12 protein-coding genes are annotated in these 15,047 nt (G+C 58.2%); 1 reads left to right on the forward strand and 11 read right to left on the reverse strand.

Going from position 1 to position 15,047, the window contains the following annotated elements; translation table 11 throughout:
• Positions 1-30: 30 nt before the first annotated feature.
• The 3 genes from htpG to AC4PS6_RS05795 all read right to left on the reverse strand — a co-directional run bounded on the left by htpG (position 31) and on the right by AC4PS6_RS05795 (position 2,950).
• Positions 31-1,935: a molecular chaperone HtpG gene (htpG, locus tag AC4PS6_RS05785; protein ID WP_014717738.1), complete on the reverse strand. Its 1,905-nt coding sequence runs from the start codon at positions 1,933-1,935 to the stop codon at positions 31-33.
• Between the two features lie 89 nt (positions 1,936-2,024).
• Positions 2,025-2,477, reverse strand: a complete 453-nt coding sequence (locus tag AC4PS6_RS05790) for a PaaI family thioesterase (protein ID WP_014717737.1) — start codon at positions 2,475-2,477, stop codon at positions 2,025-2,027.
• The gene (locus tag AC4PS6_RS05795; RefSeq protein ID WP_020301697.1) at positions 2,474-2,950 is read right to left on the reverse strand and encodes a PaaI family thioesterase; all 477 of its coding nucleotides are present in this window, start codon (positions 2,948-2,950) and stop codon (positions 2,474-2,476) included. The genes AC4PS6_RS05790 and AC4PS6_RS05795 overlap by 4 nt, the downstream gene beginning before the upstream one ends.
• A gap of 157 nt (positions 2,951-3,107) precedes the next feature.
• On the opposite strand from AC4PS6_RS05795, the gene AC4PS6_RS05800 reads away from it, so the two are divergent.
• On the forward strand, positions 3,108-3,365 hold the full coding sequence (locus AC4PS6_RS05800; RefSeq protein ID WP_003190018.1) for a hypothetical protein: 258 nt from the start codon (positions 3,108-3,110) through the stop codon (positions 3,363-3,365).
• Between the two features lie 84 nt (positions 3,366-3,449).
• Here AC4PS6_RS05800 and AC4PS6_RS05805 read toward each other — a convergent pair whose 3' ends face one another.
• The 8 genes from AC4PS6_RS05805 to AC4PS6_RS05840 all read right to left on the reverse strand — a co-directional run bounded on the left by AC4PS6_RS05805 (position 3,450) and on the right by AC4PS6_RS05840 (position 15,043).
• Positions 3,450-4,190: a DUF599 domain-containing protein gene (locus AC4PS6_RS05805; protein WP_019816707.1), complete on the reverse strand. Its 741-nt coding sequence runs from the start codon at positions 4,188-4,190 to the stop codon at positions 3,450-3,452.
• A 256-nt stretch (positions 4,191-4,446) separates the two neighbouring features.
• A complete protein-coding gene (gene brnQ, locus AC4PS6_RS05810) occupies positions 4,447-5,760 on the reverse strand; it encodes a branched-chain amino acid transport system II carrier protein (RefSeq protein ID WP_003190014.1) in 1,314 nt (437 codons plus the stop codon).
• Between the two features lie 428 nt (positions 5,761-6,188).
• On the reverse strand, positions 6,189-7,070 hold the full coding sequence (sucD, locus tag AC4PS6_RS05815) for a succinate--CoA ligase subunit alpha (protein ID WP_003190013.1): 882 nt from the start codon (positions 7,068-7,070) through the stop codon (positions 6,189-6,191).
• A complete protein-coding gene (gene sucC, locus AC4PS6_RS05820; RefSeq protein WP_003190011.1) occupies positions 7,070-8,236 on the reverse strand; it encodes an ADP-forming succinate--CoA ligase subunit beta in 1,167 nt (388 codons plus the stop codon). Before sucC ends, sucD begins: the two co-directional genes overlap by 1 nt.
• A gap of 204 nt (positions 8,237-8,440) precedes the next feature.
• On the reverse strand, positions 8,441-9,877 hold the full coding sequence (gene lpdA, locus AC4PS6_RS05825) for a dihydrolipoyl dehydrogenase (protein ID WP_014717733.1): 1,437 nt from the start codon (positions 9,875-9,877) through the stop codon (positions 8,441-8,443).
• A 99-nt stretch (positions 9,878-9,976) separates the two neighbouring features.
• Positions 9,977-11,200 carry a 2-oxoglutarate dehydrogenase complex dihydrolipoyllysine-residue succinyltransferase gene (odhB, locus tag AC4PS6_RS05830; RefSeq protein WP_014717732.1) on the reverse strand — a complete coding sequence of 408 codons (1,224 nt, stop codon included), beginning with the start codon at positions 11,198-11,200 and terminating at the stop codon, positions 9,977-9,979.
• 44 nt (positions 11,201-11,244) lie between these two features.
• The gene (locus tag AC4PS6_RS05835; RefSeq protein ID WP_014717731.1) at positions 11,245-14,076 is read right to left on the reverse strand and encodes a 2-oxoglutarate dehydrogenase E1 component; all 2,832 of its coding nucleotides are present in this window, start codon (positions 14,074-14,076) and stop codon (positions 11,245-11,247) included.
• 262 nt (positions 14,077-14,338) lie between these two features.
• Positions 14,339-15,043 carry a succinate dehydrogenase iron-sulfur subunit gene (locus AC4PS6_RS05840; protein ID WP_003172807.1) on the reverse strand — a complete coding sequence of 235 codons (705 nt, stop codon included), beginning with the start codon at positions 15,041-15,043 and terminating at the stop codon, positions 14,339-14,341.
• Positions 15,044-15,047: the final 4 nt, after the last annotated feature.

Below are 15,047 nucleotides of genomic sequence, written 5' to 3' on the forward strand. Positions count from 1 at the left end.
CCCGCCGAAGCGGGTTTTTCTACAACGGTGTTAAACCGACAATTCAACCAACAGCTTGTTCAGTCGGCGCACATACGCGGCCGGGTCCTTCAAGCTGTCGCCGGCTGCCAGGGCGGCCTGGTCGAAGAGGATGTGCGACAGGTCACCAAACCGCTCTTCGCTCTGCTCGCCATCGAGTTTCTCGATCAGCGGGTGAGACGGGTTGAATTCGAAGATGGGCTTGGAATCCGGCACTTTCTGGCCGCTGGCTTCCAGGATCTGGCGCATCTGCATGCCCAGGTCCTGCTCGCCGATGGCCAGGATCGCAGGAGAGTCGGTCAGGCGGTGGGAAACCCGCACTTCACTCACCGCTTCGCCCAGGGAAGCCTTGATGCGCTCAACCAGGCCCTCTTTGGACTTGGCGACTTCTTCGGCTTCTTTCTTCTCTTCTTCGGAGTCCAGGTTACCCAGGTCCAGGTCACCACGGGCCACGTCGACGAAGGTTTTGCCGTCGAACTCGGTGAGGTAGCTCATCAGCCACTCATCGATACGGTCGGTCAGCAGCAGCACTTCGATGCCTTTCTTGCGGAAGACTTCCAGGTGCGGGCTGTTCTTGACCTGGGCGTAGGTTTCGCCGGTCAGGTAGTAGATCTTGTCCTGACCTTCCTTGGCACGTGCCAGGTAGTCAGCCAGGGACACAACCTGCTCGCCGTCTTCACCCTGAGTCGAGGCAAAACGCAGCAAACCGGCGATTTTTTCCTTGTTGGCAAAATCTTCCGCCGGGCCTTCTTTCATGACCTGGCCGAAGTTTTTCCAGAAGCTCTTGTATTGCTCAGGCTCGTTCTTCGCCAGCTTTTCCAGCATGTCGAGTACGCGCTTGGTGAGCGCCGACTTCATGGAGTCGATGATCGGGTCTTTCTGCAGGATTTCCCGCGACACGTTCAGCGACAGGTCGTTGGAGTCGACCACACCTTTGATAAAGCGCAGGTACAGCGGCAGGAAGGATTCCGCCTGGTCCATTACGAACACGCGCTGCACGTACAGCTTCAGGCCTTTTGGCGCTTCACGCTGGTACAGGTCGAACGGAGCACGGGCCGGTACGTAGAGCAGCGAGCTGTATTCGAGCTTGCCTTCAACCTTGTTGTGGCTCCAGCTCAGCGGGTTCTCGTAGTCGTGGCCGATGTGCTTGTAGAACTCCTGGTATTCCTCGTCCTTGATCTCGGTACGCGGACGGGTCCACAGGGCGCTGGCGCGGTTGACGGTTTCCCACTCCACCGCCGGGGCTTCTTCGCCTTCGGCAACGGTCTGTTCCTTGGGCAACTCGATCGGCAACGCGATGTGGTCGGAGTACTTCTTGATGATGTTGCGCAGGCGCCAGCCATCGGCGAATTCATCTTCACCGGCTTTCAGGTGCAGCACGATGCGCGTGCCACGGTCAGCCTTGTCGATCGTGGCGATTTCAAATTCGCCCTCGCCCTTGGAAGCCCAGTGCACGCCTTCGCTGGCGTCAAGGCCGGCGCGGCGGCTGAAGACTTCAACCTTGTCGGCGACGATGAAGGCCGAATAGAAGCCCACGCCGAATTGGCCGATCAGGTGAGAGTCTTTTTTCTGGTCGCCCGACAGGTTCTTCATGAAATCTGCGGTGCCGGACTTGGCGATGGTCCCCAGGTGGGTGATCGCATCGTCACGGCTCATGCCGATACCGTTGTCTTCGAGGGTGACGGTCTTGGCGTCTTTGTCGTAGCTCACACGGATCTTCAGTTCCGCGCCGCCTTCCAGCAACTCAGGCTTGGACAGGGCTTCGAAACGTAATTTGTCGACAGCGTCAGAGGCGTTCGAGATCAATTCGCGAAGGAAAATTTCCTTGTTGGAATACAGCGAATGGATCATGAGGTGCAGCAGTTGCTTCACCTCGGTCTGGAAGCCCAGGGTTTCCTTTTGAGTTTCCACACTCATGGTCATCAAACTCCAATTGGATGGCAGTGGCCGCGCCCGAAAGGGTTGGCGGCGGGTTGTCATCAAAGTTGGGGGCTCAGGCCAGGATTTCAAGGGCGGGCCAATTCCTCAATCTTGAAATGTGCGCGGGCGGTGGCAATCGGTTCGGCCGGTGTGCTCTGCCAGGCGGTAATCGCCACGTTGGCCACGCGCCGGCCCTGGCGCCATACCTGGCACTTGGCATAGGTGTCACGAAACTGGCCGGCGCGCAGATAATCCAGGGAGAAGTCGATGATTTTCGGCAGGCCCGGAGCGCCCGTGAACACCATCAGGTGCAGGGCGGCTGCCAACTCCATGAAGCCGGCGATCACCCCGCCATGCAACGCCGGCAATATGGGGTTACCAATATTGTCCTTGCTGGCCGGCAGGCGAAACAGCAACTCATCCCCCAGCCGGGTGCATTCGATGCCGATCAACCTGGCATAAGGCACCAACTCGAGCAGCGCGTCACAGTCGCCACGATCGAGGGCTTGCTCCAGACGGGTCTTGAACCGATGCGTCATGCCTGCTCTCCCTTGATGACCGTGCCCAAGCCTTGGGTGCCTTTGAGGCGCTTGCCCATGCGCATAAACGTGCCCACCACATGGGCAATAGGTTGTTGCGGGTCATCCTGATAGGCAACGCCACGGGTGAAGATCACATCGGTGGTCACCCGGTAGCATTGCGCGAAGCCATACACCGGCTTATGGGGTTCGGCGGGATGCATGTAGTCGATACGCAGGTCCAGGGTGGGGCACACCTCGAACTCGGGCAGTACGCACAGGGTTGCCATGCCGCACGCGGTGTCCATCAATGAGGTCAGGGCGCCGCCGTGGATCACCCCGCTCAGGGGGTCACCGACGATATGCGGCCCATAAGGCAGTACGAGGGTCATGCCCTCCTCGCTGGCTTCATGCACCGTCACGCCCAGCACATGGCAATGGCGCAGGGCCGAAACGAAGCGCACGGCACGCTCTAACAAAGGGTTTTCGGTCATTGTTTTTAGACTCTTATTAGTGTGAATTCGGCGGATTGGAATGACTGGGTAAAGTTCCTGTACGAAACATGCTATATATCTGTGGGACATAAGGAACTAATGCTGGCCCCTTGGGTTCGAAAGGCCAGTAGATATCTTCAATAAGGAGAAACACCCCATGCGTAAGACATTAGCTATTTCCATGATGCTGGCCGCTGCTCTCGGTCTGGCTGCCTGCGACAAGAAATCCGAAGACAAAGCCCAAGATGCCGCTGCACACTCTGAGCAAGCACAGCAAGACATGGCTAAAGCACAGGATAAAGTGAACGACGCTGCGAAAGAAAACGCTGAAGCTGCCAAAGCTCAGGCCGAATCGAACGAAGCTGCTGCAAAAGAAGCTGCACCTGCCGCACCTGCAGAACCTGCCAAGCAGTAATCGCAGGGTTTAAAGCAGTATTGCAGCAAAAGAAAGCCCGCTGATTAAAGCGGGCTTTTCTTTGTCTGCGATTTGCTTGCAGCGCTACTGTGCGCCGTCTTTTACAACGTCGGCTCCCGGCATATCGGTCGGGGTATACACCATCACCTGCAATACATCGGAATGGAACTCGCGGCGGTACAGCACCAGCACCACCCCGCTACTCATCAACATGAACAACCAGGGGCTGACAAACCAGGCCAGCATGGTCATGCCGAAGTAATAGGCGCGCAGGCCAAAGTTGAACTGGTTGGCCGCCATCGAAATCACTCGCGCCGCCCGCAAAGCAAACGCCTTGCGCTCCTGCTCTGACACGTGCCGTTCACCGATCATGGGCGCCGAGCCCACCAGCACCGCCGCGAAGTTGTACTGGCGCATGCACCAGCTGAAGGTGAAAAAGGCATAGACGAACACCAGTGCCAGGCACAGCAATTTGATCTCCGACATGCCCTGGGATGCCTGCTGCACCATGGGAATGTCCGCCAGCAGTGACACTGCGCGTTCCGAAGCCCCCAGCACCGTGAGAATACCGGCGAGGATGATCAAGGTGCTGGAGGCAAAGAACGAGGCATTGCGCTCCAGGTTACCGATCACACTGGCGTCGGCGATACGGTTGTCGCGCAGCAGCATGCGGCGCATCCAGTCTTCACGGTACAGGTGCAACACACTGGCCAGGCACGCCGTGTCCCGGGCTTTCCACGTTGCGTAACGGGTGTAGCCGCCCCAGCAGATGACAAACCAGAGTGCGGCGATCAAATGGATCCAATTGACTTCAACGAACGACATGCAGGTCCTTGTACACAGGATGATAGGGCCGACACAGTCCAAATGTGGGAGCTGGCTTGCCTGCGATAGCGTCTTTGCAGTCACCACCGCGCACAACCGATGTGCCGCCATCGCAGGCAAGCCAGCTCCCACACCGACCAGTGTTTTCAACTTGAGATTTTTGACGCCATTCCCAAAAAAAAGACACTGCCAGCGACTCAAAAAAAATGCCCCGTATCGTTTGATACGGGGCATTTCAGTAGAGCTCAACTGCGCGTTACGCGATGGCTTCGCTGCGCTTGCCCAGCATACGGTCAATCACCACGGCCACGACCAGCGTCATCACCGACGGCACCAGCCACGCCAGGCCTTGTTCGCTCAACGGCAGGTTTACCAGTTGCGTAGGCATCCAACCCGCCAGGCCCGCACCCTTGAGTGCGTCGATGCAGCCAAAGATGAACGACACCAGCATCACCGGGCCGACAATACGGCCCTGTTCCTGCCAGAACCCTTTGCAGAAGCTCAAGGCCACCAACACGATGCATGGCGGGTAGATCGCGGTCAGCACCGGGATCGAGAAGGCAATGAGTTTGGTCAAGCCCAGGTTGGACACAAACAGCGAGAACAATGCCAGGATCACCACCAGGGTCTTGTAGGACAGCGGCAGGATCTTGCTGAAGTACTCGGCGCAGGCACAGGTCAGGCCCACGGCGGTCACCAGGCATGCCAGGGAAATCAGCACGGCGAGGAAACCACTGCCCAGGGAGCCGAACGTGTATTGCACATAGGCGTGCAGTACCGCCGCGCCATTGCTGGCACCCGCGGCCACGGCATGGCTGCCCGAACCCAGGCGAAACAGGCTGACGTACACCAGTGCCAGGCCCACGCCGGCAATCAGCCCGGCAATGATCGCGTAGCGGGTGATCAGCTTGGGTGACTCGACGCCACGGGAGCGAATCGCGTTGACGATCACGATGCCGAACACCAGGGCGCCCAGGGTATCCATGGTCAGGTAACCATTGATAAAGCCTTGGGAGAACGGCGCGGCAACGTATTCCGGCGTGGCAACCCCCACCTCACCGGCGGGCAAGGCAAACGCAGCGATGCCGAGAATAGCCAGGGCGATGATTTTCAGCGGCGCCAGGAAACGGCCCACGGTGTCCAGCAGTCGACCTGGGTACAGGGAGACAAAAAACACCACCAGGAAATACACCGAGCTGTAGAGGAACAGTGCCAACGGGCTCTCACCGGTCAAGGGCGCCAGGCCCACTTCAAACGATACTGTTGCGGTGCGCGGGGTCGCAAAAAGCGGGCCCACTGCCAGGTAGGCCGCTGCCGCCAGCAGGCCACCGGCGATCTTGCCAATCGGGCTGCTCAGCGCATCCATGCCACCACCGACCTTGGCCAGGGCGATCACAGTGACCACCGGCAAACCGACCGCGGTGATCAGAAAGCCCAGCGCCGCCATCCACACATGCGGCCCGGACTGCAAACCAACGATAGGCGGGAAGATGATGTTGCCGGCGCCCACGAACAGGGCAAAGGTCATAAAGCCCAGCGCCAGGATATCCTGGCTTTTCAACACTTTCATTTGAGGAAATACCACACTACTGAATCGGAATTTAGAGAGGGCTTCCCTATGGATGAGGGAAATGCTGCCGGCCCTTGTGGGGACCGACCGGTCTAGCGCGCAGCTTCCTTTTGGGACGCGGACGCATAAAGAGGCGGCTAGAGTACAGAATTAGGCTGACAAACGCACTGTTGCGGGGCGGACTGTCCGATAAGCGACATTTCAATGTCGCGTTTTCATACTTAATTGGGCAATACAGAACCCTGTGGGCGCTGGCTTGCCTGCGATGGCATCGACTCGGTTTGGCTGATGCACCCAGTTGTCTGTATCGCAGGCAAGCCAGCTCCCACATTGAACCGAGCACATTCGTCAATCTGGCTATATCCAGAAAGCACAAAGGCCACCCGAAGGTGGCCTTTGTGTGGTGAAGCGTCAGCTAAGCGCGAGGCTTACTTGACAGCCCAACCGGTCAGCTCGGCCAGGGCCTTGCCGATGTCTGCCAGCGAACGCACGGTTTTAACGCCTGCGTCTTGCAGTGCAGCGAATTTCTCGTCTGCAGTGCCTTTGCCGCCAGAGATGATTGCGCCAGCATGGCCCATGCGCTTGCCCGCAGGGGCAGTCACACCAGCGATGTAGGAAACAACCGGCTTGGTCACGTGTGCCTTGATGTAGGCAGCCGCTTCTTCTTCAGCCGAACCGCCGATCTCACCGATCATTACGATCGCTTCGGTCTTCGGGTCTTCCTGGAACAGCTTCAGGATGTCGATGAAGTTGGAGCCTGGGATCGGGTCACCGCCGATGCCGACGCAAGTCGACTGACCGAAACCGGCGTCAGTGGTCTGCTTGACAGCTTCATAGGTCAGGGTGCCGGAACGGGAAACGATACCGACTTTACCTGGCAAGTGAATGTGACCTGGCATGATGCCGATCTTGCATTCGCCTGGGGTGATCACGCCTGGGCAGTTAGGGCCGATCAGGACTACGCCCAGTTCGTCGCACTTAACTTTAGCGTCCAGCATGTCCAGGGTAGGAATGCCTTCGGTGATGCAGACGATCAGCTTGATGCCGCCGAATGCCGCTTCCAGGATCGAGTCCTTGCAGAAAGGAGCTGGAACGTAGATCACGCTGGCGGTGGCGCCAGTGGCTTCTACTGCTTCTTTCACGGTGTTGAACACGGGCAGGCCCAGGTGCTCGGTGCCGCCTTTGCCTGGAGTTACGCCGCCAACCATCTGGGTGCCGTATTCGATGGCTTGCTGGGTGTGGAAACTACCTTGCGAACCGGTAATACCCTGGCAGATAACTTTGGTGTCTTTATTGATCAGGACGCTCATTACTTGCCCTCCGCAGCTTTGACAACTTGTTGAGCAGCGTCGGTCAGGCTGGTAGCCGCGATGATGTTCAAACCGCTTTCTGCCAGTACTTTAGCGCCCAGTTCAGCGTTGTTACCTTCAAGGCGAACAACAACCGGGATTTTAACGCCGACTTCTTTCACTGCACCGATGATGCCTTCGGCAATCATGTCGCAACGAACGATGCCGCCGAAGATGTTGACCAGTACTGCAGCGACGTTGGAGTCGGACAGGATGATCTTGAACGCTTCGGTAACGCGTTCCTTGGTAGCGCCACCACCTACGTCGAGGAAGTTGGCTGGCTTGCCGCCATGCAGGTTGACGATGTCCATGGTACCCATGGCCAGGCCGGCACCGTTGACCATGCAGCCGATGTTGCCTTCCAGGGCTACGTAGTTCAGTTCGAACTTGGCAGCGTGCGCTTCGCGCGGATCGTCTTGCGACGGATCGTGGAAAGTCTTCAGCTTAGGCTGACGGTACATGGCGTTGGCGTCGATGTTGATCTTGGCATCGAGGCAGTGCAGATCGCCGTCAGCCTTGATCACCAGCGGGTTCACTTCCAGCAGGGCCAGATCGTGATCCTGGAACAGTTTGGCCAGACCTACGAAGATCTTGGCGAACTGGGCAACTTGCTTGCCTTCCAGGCCCAGCTGGAAAGCCAGTTCACGACCCTGGAATGGCTGAGCGCCAACCAGTGGATCGATAGTGGCCTTCAGAATTTTTTCTGGGGTTTCGTGAGCAATTTTCTCGATGTCCACGCCACCTTCGGTGGAAGCCATGAACACGATGCGACGGCTCGAACGGTCAACGACAGCGCCCAGGTACAGCTCTTTAGCGATATCAGTGCACGATTCAACCAGGATCTTGGTGACTGGTTGGCCATTGGCATCAGTCTGGTAAGTCACCAGACGCTTGCCCAGCCACTGCTGTGCGAAGGCCTTGGCGTCTTCTTTGCTGCGAACCAGCTTGACGCCGCCCGCTTTACCGCGACCACCGGCGTGGACCTGGGCTTTGACAACCCACTCGCTGCCGCCGATTTTGTCGCAAGCTTCTGCTGCTGCTTCCGGGGTGTCTACTGCGTAGCCCTTGGAAACTGGCAGGCCGTATTCAGCGAACAGCTGCTTACCCTGATACTCGTGAAGATTCATGCTTTTTACCGTCTTCGTTAGGTACTGCGCATTCGGCGCTGCGCTCATTATGAGTGCCGCGCCACCTGTGACTGCTGCTCGCGCAACTTGCGGGGCTTATGGCCCGTAAAGCTGCGCAAGGCTGCGTCCAGCGGATATTCCGCGGTGAGTCTTGCGCGCAAGGCTCACGACGGGCAACTCCGCCGTGGTTTCTTATTATTTCGCTTAGCGCTTCTTCTTGTTGGCAATGTGGATGGCGCCGCCATTCACTGCCAACGCAGCTTCGTGCAGCGCTTCGGACAGGGTCGGATGGGAGAAGACCATCATGCCCAAGTCCTCGGCACTGGTGCCGAATTCCATGCCGATCGCGCCTTGCTGAACCAGTTCTGCAGCGCTTGGGCCAATCACGTGGACGCCCAATACGCGGTCAGTCTTGGCATCAGCGATGACTTTGACAAAACCACCGGTGTCGTTGGCTGCCATGGCACGGCCAGAAGCGGCAAACGGGAAGGTGCCGACGTTAACTTCAACGCCTTCAGCTTTCAACTGCTGTTCGTTCTTGCCGACCCATGCAATTTCCGGGTGGGTGTAGATAACCGATGGGATCAGGTCGTAGTTCATCTGGGTCTTGTGACCCTTGATGCGCTCAACGACCATGATGCCCTCTTCGGAAGCCTTGTGGGCCAGCATCATGCCACGAACCACGTCGCCAATGGCATAGACGCCAGGAACGGTGGTGGCGCAATGATCGTCAACGTGGATGAAACCACGCTCGTCGATGTTCACGCCGCTGTCGGAAGCCAGCAAGTCGTTGGTCACTGGGCGGCGGCCCACGGCGACGATCAGCTTGTCGAAAGTGATGGTCTGCTCGCCGTCTTTATCGGTGTAGGTCACTACGACTTCTTCGCCGTTGACCTTGGAACCGGTAACACGGGCGCCAAGCTTGATGTCCAGACCTTGTTTGGTCAGGGTTTTCAGCGCTTCCTTGGACACCGCGGTGTCGGCAGCCAGCAGGAATGTATCCAGGGCTTCCAGTACGGTGACTTGAGCACCCAGGCGGGACCATACCGAACCCAGTTCCAAACCGATCACGCCAGCGCCGATGACGCCCAGACGCTTAGGAACAGCTTGGAATTCCAGGGCGCCGGTCGAATCAACGATCACGTTGTTATCAACAGGAGCAGGCGGAATGTCGATTGGACGCGAGCCGGGTGCCAGGATCACGTTTTCGGCTTCGATGACTTCAACCGAACCGTCTGGCTTGGTGACTTCAACTTTCTTGCCGGCCAGCAGCTTGCCGTGGCCTTGAATGGAAGTCACGCCGTTGGCCTTGAACAAGGTGGCAACGCCGGAAGTCAGGCCTTTGACGATGTTGGCTTTACGGCCGACCATTGCGGGTACGTCCATGGTCACGCCAGCATGGTTGATGCCGTGGATCGCAAAGCCGTCTTGGGCTTCGTGGAATTTCCAGGAGCTGTCCAGCAGCGCCTTGGACGGAATGCAACCCACGTTCAGGCAAGTACCGCCCAGCGCCAGTTTGCCTTCCTTGTCGGTGTATTTTTCGATGCAAGCAGTGGACAGGCCCAGTTGCGCAGCCTTGATGGCGGCAACATAGCCGCCAGGGCCTGCACCAATCACTACAACGTCAAATTTCTGTGTCATGAAAATAGATCCTCTATTTGCGACAAGCTTCTAGTCACACGTTGCAAGCCAAGCTGCTTTTTCCTACAGCTTGTAGCTCGCAACGTGCAACTGCTTCTATCAGATGTCCAGGAGCAGGCGAGCCGGGTCTTCCAGCAGGTTCTTGATGGTCACCAGGAACGTCACGGCTTCTTTACCGTCGATCAGGCGGTGATCGTAAGACAGTGCCAGGTACATCATTGGGCGGATCACGACTTGGCCGTTGATGGCCATCGGACGCTGGATGATGTTGTGCATGCCCAGGATCGCGGCCTGCGGTGGGTTGACGATCGGCGTCGACATCATCGAACCGAAGGTACCACCGTTGGTGATGGTGAAGGTACCGCCGGTCATCTCGTCGATGGTCAGCTTGCCGTCACGGGCTTTCTTGCCGAAGCCAGCGATGCCGCCTTCGATTTCGGCCAGGCTCATCAGCTCGGCGTTACGCAGGACTGGAACCACCAGACCGCGGTCGCTGGAGACGGCAACGCCGATATCCGAGTAGCCGTGGTAAACGATATCGCCGCCGTCGATCGAAGCGTTGACTGCCGGGAAGCGCTTCAGCGCTTCGGTGGCCGCTTTCACGAAGAACGACATGAAGCCCAGGCGCACGCCGTTGTGGGACTTCTCGAACAGGTCCTTGTACTTCGAACGCAGGGCCATGACTTCGGTCATGTCGACTTCGTTGAAGGTGGTCAGCATCGCCATGTTCGACTGAGCTTCAACCAGGCGCTTGGCCACGGTGGCACGTACACGAGTCATCGGTACGCGCTTCTCGGTGCGGTCGCCAGCGGCAAACACAGGCGCAGCGGCAGCAGGCGCTGCAGCCTTGGCAGGTGCGGCAGCCGGAGCGTTCTTCTTGGCTTCAACTGCGGCAACCACGTCTTCCTTGGTCACACGGCCATCTTTGCCGGTGCCCTTGATGGAAGCCAGGTTGATGCCGTTTTCCTCAGCCAGTTGACGCGCAGCCGGTGCAGCGATTGGATCTTCGCCACCCGCAGCCGGTGCGGCAGGCGCAGAAGCAGCCGGTGCAGCAGCGGCAGGAGCAGGAGCAGCGGCAGCAGCGCTGCCCTCTTCGATCGAGCCCAGTACCTGGTTCGACAGAACGGTAGCGCCCTCTTCAGCAACGATTGCGCCCAGCACGCCGTCAGCTTCGGCCAACACTTCCAGAACGACTTTGTCGGTCTCGATGTCGACGATCAGGTCGTCACGCTTGACGGCCTCGCCTGGTTTCTTGTGCCAGGTGGCAACGGTGCCATCGGCAACCGATTCCGGGAATGACGGGGCTTTGATTTCGATAGCCATTATCTGTAGGTCCTTAAAATTCGGTTTCAGTCAGCGCGAAGGCGTTAAACAGTGAAAGCATCTTGCAGCAGTTTTTCCTGCTGCTCGGCGTGCATCGACGCGTAACCACAGGCAGGTGCAGCAGAAGCATCACGACCGGCGTACTCAAGGACCAAAGCCTTGTTGTGGTTGCCGATGCTGCGACGCAGATGATGCTGGCTGCTGTACCAGGCGCCCTGGTTCATCGGTTCTTCCTGACACCACACTACGTTCGTGAGGTTGGTGTAAGGCGCGATGATCTCCATGAGGTCATCTTCCGGGAACGGATAAAGCTGCTCGATACGCACGATGGCGATGTCTTCGCGGCCTTCGGCACGGCGTTTTTCCAACAGATCGTAGTAGACCTTGCCGCTGCACAGGATCAGGCGAGTGACCTTGGCAGCGTCCAGCGTATCGATCTCTGGAATCACGGTCTGGAACGAACCTTGGGCCAGATCTTCCAGGGTCGAAACGGCCAGCTTGTGACGCAACAGCGACTTCGGCGTCAGCACCACCAGCGGCTTGCGCAGCGGACGGATCACCTGGCGACGCAGCAAGTGGTAGATCTGCGCCGGGGTCGTCGGCACGCACACCTGAATGTTGTGCTCGGCGCACAATTGCAGGTAACGCTCCAGACGGGCCGAGGAGTGCTCAGGGCCCTGACCTTCATAACCGTGTGGCAGCAGCATGGTCAGACCGCACAGACGGCCCCACTTGTGCTCGCCGCTGGTGATGAACTGGTCGATAACCACCTGGGCACCGTTGGCGAAGTCGCCGAACTGGGCTTCCCAGATCACCAGCGCGTTCGGCGTGGTGGTCGAGTAACCGTATTCGAACGCCAGTACGGCTTCTTCGGACAGGAACGAATCGTACAGGTCGAAACGTGGCTGGCCTTCGTACAGGTTCTGCAACGGGATGTAGGTGCCCGCGTCTTTCTGGTTGTGCAATACAGCATGACGGTGCGAGAACGTACCGCGGCCGATGTCCTGGCCGGTCATGCGGATCGGGTGACCTTCGAACGCCAGGGTCGCGTACGCCATGGTTTCGGCGTAACCCCAGTTGATCGGCAGGCCACCGGCTTGCATCTTCTGACGGTCTTCGTAGATCTTCGCAACCTGGCGCTGTACGACGAAGCCTTCGGGAATTTCCAGCAGCTTGGCGGACAGTTCCTGCAACGTCTTCAAATCGAACGAGGTATCGTGACGTGCAGTCCAGGTGTGACCCAGGTATGGGCGCCAGTCAACGAACAGCTCTTTATTCGGCTCCTTGACCAGGCTTTTCACTACATGCAGGCCGTTGTCCAGCGCGTTGCGGTATTCGTCGACTTTCGCCTGAACACGCGCATCGTCAACCACGCCGGCCTTGGTCAGGCTTTCGGCGTACAGCTCACGGGTGGTGCGCTGCTTGGTGATCTGCTGGTACATCAACGGCTGGGTGCCGCTTGGCTCGTCCGCTTCGTTGTGACCGCGACGGCGGTAGCAAACCAGGTCGATGACCACGTCACGCTTGAACTGCATGCGGTAGTCGACAGCCAGTTGGGTGACGAACAGCACGGCTTCCGGATCATCGCCATTCACATGGAGGATCGGCGCCTGGATCATCTTGGCAACGTCGGTGGCGTACTCGGTGGAACGCGCGTCCAACGGGTTGCTGATGGTGAAGCCCACCTGGTTGTTGATGACGATGTGAACGGTACCACCGGTCTTGAAGCCGCGAGTCTGCGACATCTGGAACGTTTCCAGGACCACGCCTTGACCGGCGAATGCCGCGTCACCGTGGATGGAAATCGGCAGAACCTTCTCACCGGTGGAATCGTTACGACGATCCTGGCGAGCACGTACCGAACCCTCGACCACTGGCGAAACGATTTCCAGGTGGGAGGGGTTGAATGCCATGGCCAGGTGAACTTCACCGCCGGTGGTCATCACGTTGGACGAGAAGCCCTGGTGGTATTTAACGTCACCGGAACCCAGCTCGACCTTCTTCTTGCCTTCGAACTCGTCGAACAGCTCACGCGGGTTCTTGCCGAAGGTGTTGACCAACACGTTCAGGCGACCACGGTGAGCCATGCCGATCACGATTTCCTTGGTGCCATAGGAACCGGAACGCTGGATCAGCTCGTCGAGCATCGGAATCAGGCTTTCGCCGCCTTCCAGGCCGAAACGTTTGGTGCCTGGGTATTTGGTGCCCAGGTATTTCTCGAGGCCTTCGGCCGCGGTCACGCGCTCCAGCAGGTGGCCGCGCACATCGGCGGACAATACCGGACGGCCACGCACGCCTTCCAGGCGGTGCTGGAACCACTGGCGCTGCTCGGAATCGGTGATGTGCGTAAATTCAGCGCCGATGGTGCGGCAATATGTCTGCTGCAACGCTTCGTGAATTTCGCGTAGGCTCGCTTCCTCTTTGCCGATGAACAGGTCGCCGGCACGGAAGGTCGTATCAAGATCGGCATTGGTCAAGCCGTAATGATTGATCGACAGGTCTGCAGGTGCAGGACGCTGCCACAGCCCCAGCGGGTCAAGCTGGGCTGCCTGGTGGCCACGCATACGGTAGGCCTGGATCAGTCGCAGTACTTCAACTTGCTTCTTCTCATGCTCACTGCTCACGCTGCCGGCGGAAACCGGTTGGGCGCGGCGCTGGTTCTTTGCCAGCAGCACGAACTGATCGCGAATTGTTGCGTGCGATACATCGGTGGCAGCGTTGCCGTCTGAAGACAACGTCTGAAATTTGGTGCGCCATTCTTCTGGCACAGCGTTAGGGTCGTGCAGGTAGAGCTCATAAAGCTCTTCCACATAGGCAGCGTTACCACCTGAAAGATAGCCGCTGTTCCACATGCGCTGCATCACGCTTTCTTGCATGCTTGGTCACCCTCGATTTGGGGACACCACCGGCGAAAACACCGAGTTTGCTTGCAAAAGGCCAAGTGCAGCGACCAAAACAAGCCACTTAGGATCACGCTGATAGTTCGGGTACCAACCCGAATGCCCCTGCTTGTCTCATTTCTTCAAAATAAGAGCCGCGGCTTTGTAAGTCGCTGCTCAAGTTAAAACTACGGCGCCGGTTGAAGCCTGCGCCGCAGCATTTACGGGCACAACGGTCCTGCTTTTACTACAACGTCAGTTACACGCCGCTCTGCAGCAGCATGTTACGGATGTGACCAATGGCCTTAGTCGGGTTCAGGCCTTTAGGACATACGTTGACGCAGTTCATGATCCCGCGGCAGCGGAATACGCTGAACGGGTCATCCAGCGAAGCCAGACGCTCGGACGTCTTGGTATCACGGCTGTCTGCCAGGAAGCGGTAGGCTTGCAGCAGCGCAGCTGGACCCAGGAACTTGTCCGGGTTCCACCAGAAGGACGGGCAGGATGTCGAGCAGCAAGCGCACAGGATGCACTCGTACAGGCCATCGAGCTTTTCACGTTCTTCCGGGGACTGCAGACGCTCGATGGCCGGAGCCGGCGTGTCGTTCTGCAGGAACGGCTTAACTTTCTCGTATTGCTTGTAGAAGATGCTCATATCGACGACCAGGTCACGGATAACCGGCAAACCTGGCAGTGGACGAACGATCAGCTTGTTGCCTTTGACCACGGCGGACAGCGGCGTGATGCACGCCAGGCCGTTTTTGCCGTTGATGTTCATGCCGTCGGAACCGCATACACCTTCACGGCAAGAGCGACGATAGGAGAAACCCTCGTCCTGCTCTTTGATCAGTGCCAGTACATCCAGCACCATCAGGTCTTTACCACCGGTATCGACCTGGAACTCCTGCATGAACGGCGCGGCGTCCTGATCAGGGTTGTAGCGATAAACACTGACTTTCAACATGGCA

Source organism: Pseudomonas sp. DW-iso17, assembly GCF_058725345.1.

Bases quoted from the DNA above. Each gene is read 5' to 3' on its own strand.
- htpG (WP_014717738.1), bottom strand. From the start codon at position 1,935: ATGAGTGTGGAAACTCAAAAGGAAACCCTGGGCTTCCAGACCGAGGTG.
- AC4PS6_RS05790 (WP_014717737.1), bottom strand. From the start codon at position 2,477: ATGACGCATCGGTTCAAGACCCGTCTGGAGCAAGCCCTCGATCGTGGC.
- AC4PS6_RS05795 (WP_020301697.1), bottom strand. From the start codon at position 2,950: ATGACCGAAAACCCTTTGTTAGAGCGTGCCGTGCGCTTCGTTTCGGCC.
- AC4PS6_RS05800 (WP_003190018.1), top strand. From the start codon at position 3,108: ATGCGTAAGACATTAGCTATTTCCATGATGCTGGCCGCTGCTCTCGGT.
- AC4PS6_RS05805 (WP_019816707.1), bottom strand. From the start codon at position 4,190: ATGTCGTTCGTTGAAGTCAATTGGATCCATTTGATCGCCGCACTCTGG.
- brnQ (WP_003190014.1), bottom strand. From the start codon at position 5,760: ATGAAAGTGTTGAAAAGCCAGGATATCCTGGCGCTGGGCTTTATGACC.
- sucD (WP_003190013.1), bottom strand. From the start codon at position 7,070: ATGAGCGTCCTGATCAATAAAGACACCAAAGTTATCTGCCAGGGTATT.
- sucC (WP_003190011.1), bottom strand. From the start codon at position 8,236: ATGAATCTTCACGAGTATCAGGGTAAGCAGCTGTTCGCTGAATACGGC.
- lpdA (WP_014717733.1), bottom strand. From the start codon at position 9,877: ATGACACAGAAATTTGACGTTGTAGTGATTGGTGCAGGCCCTGGCGGC.
- odhB (WP_014717732.1), bottom strand. From the start codon at position 11,200: ATGGCTATCGAAATCAAAGCCCCGTCATTCCCGGAATCGGTTGCCGAT.
- AC4PS6_RS05835 (WP_014717731.1), bottom strand. From the start codon at position 14,076: ATGCAAGAAAGCGTGATGCAGCGCATGTGGAACAGCGGCTATCTTTCA.
- AC4PS6_RS05840 (WP_003172807.1), bottom strand. From the start codon at position 15,043: ATGTTGAAAGTCAGTGTTTATCGCTACAACCCTGATCAGGACGCCGCG.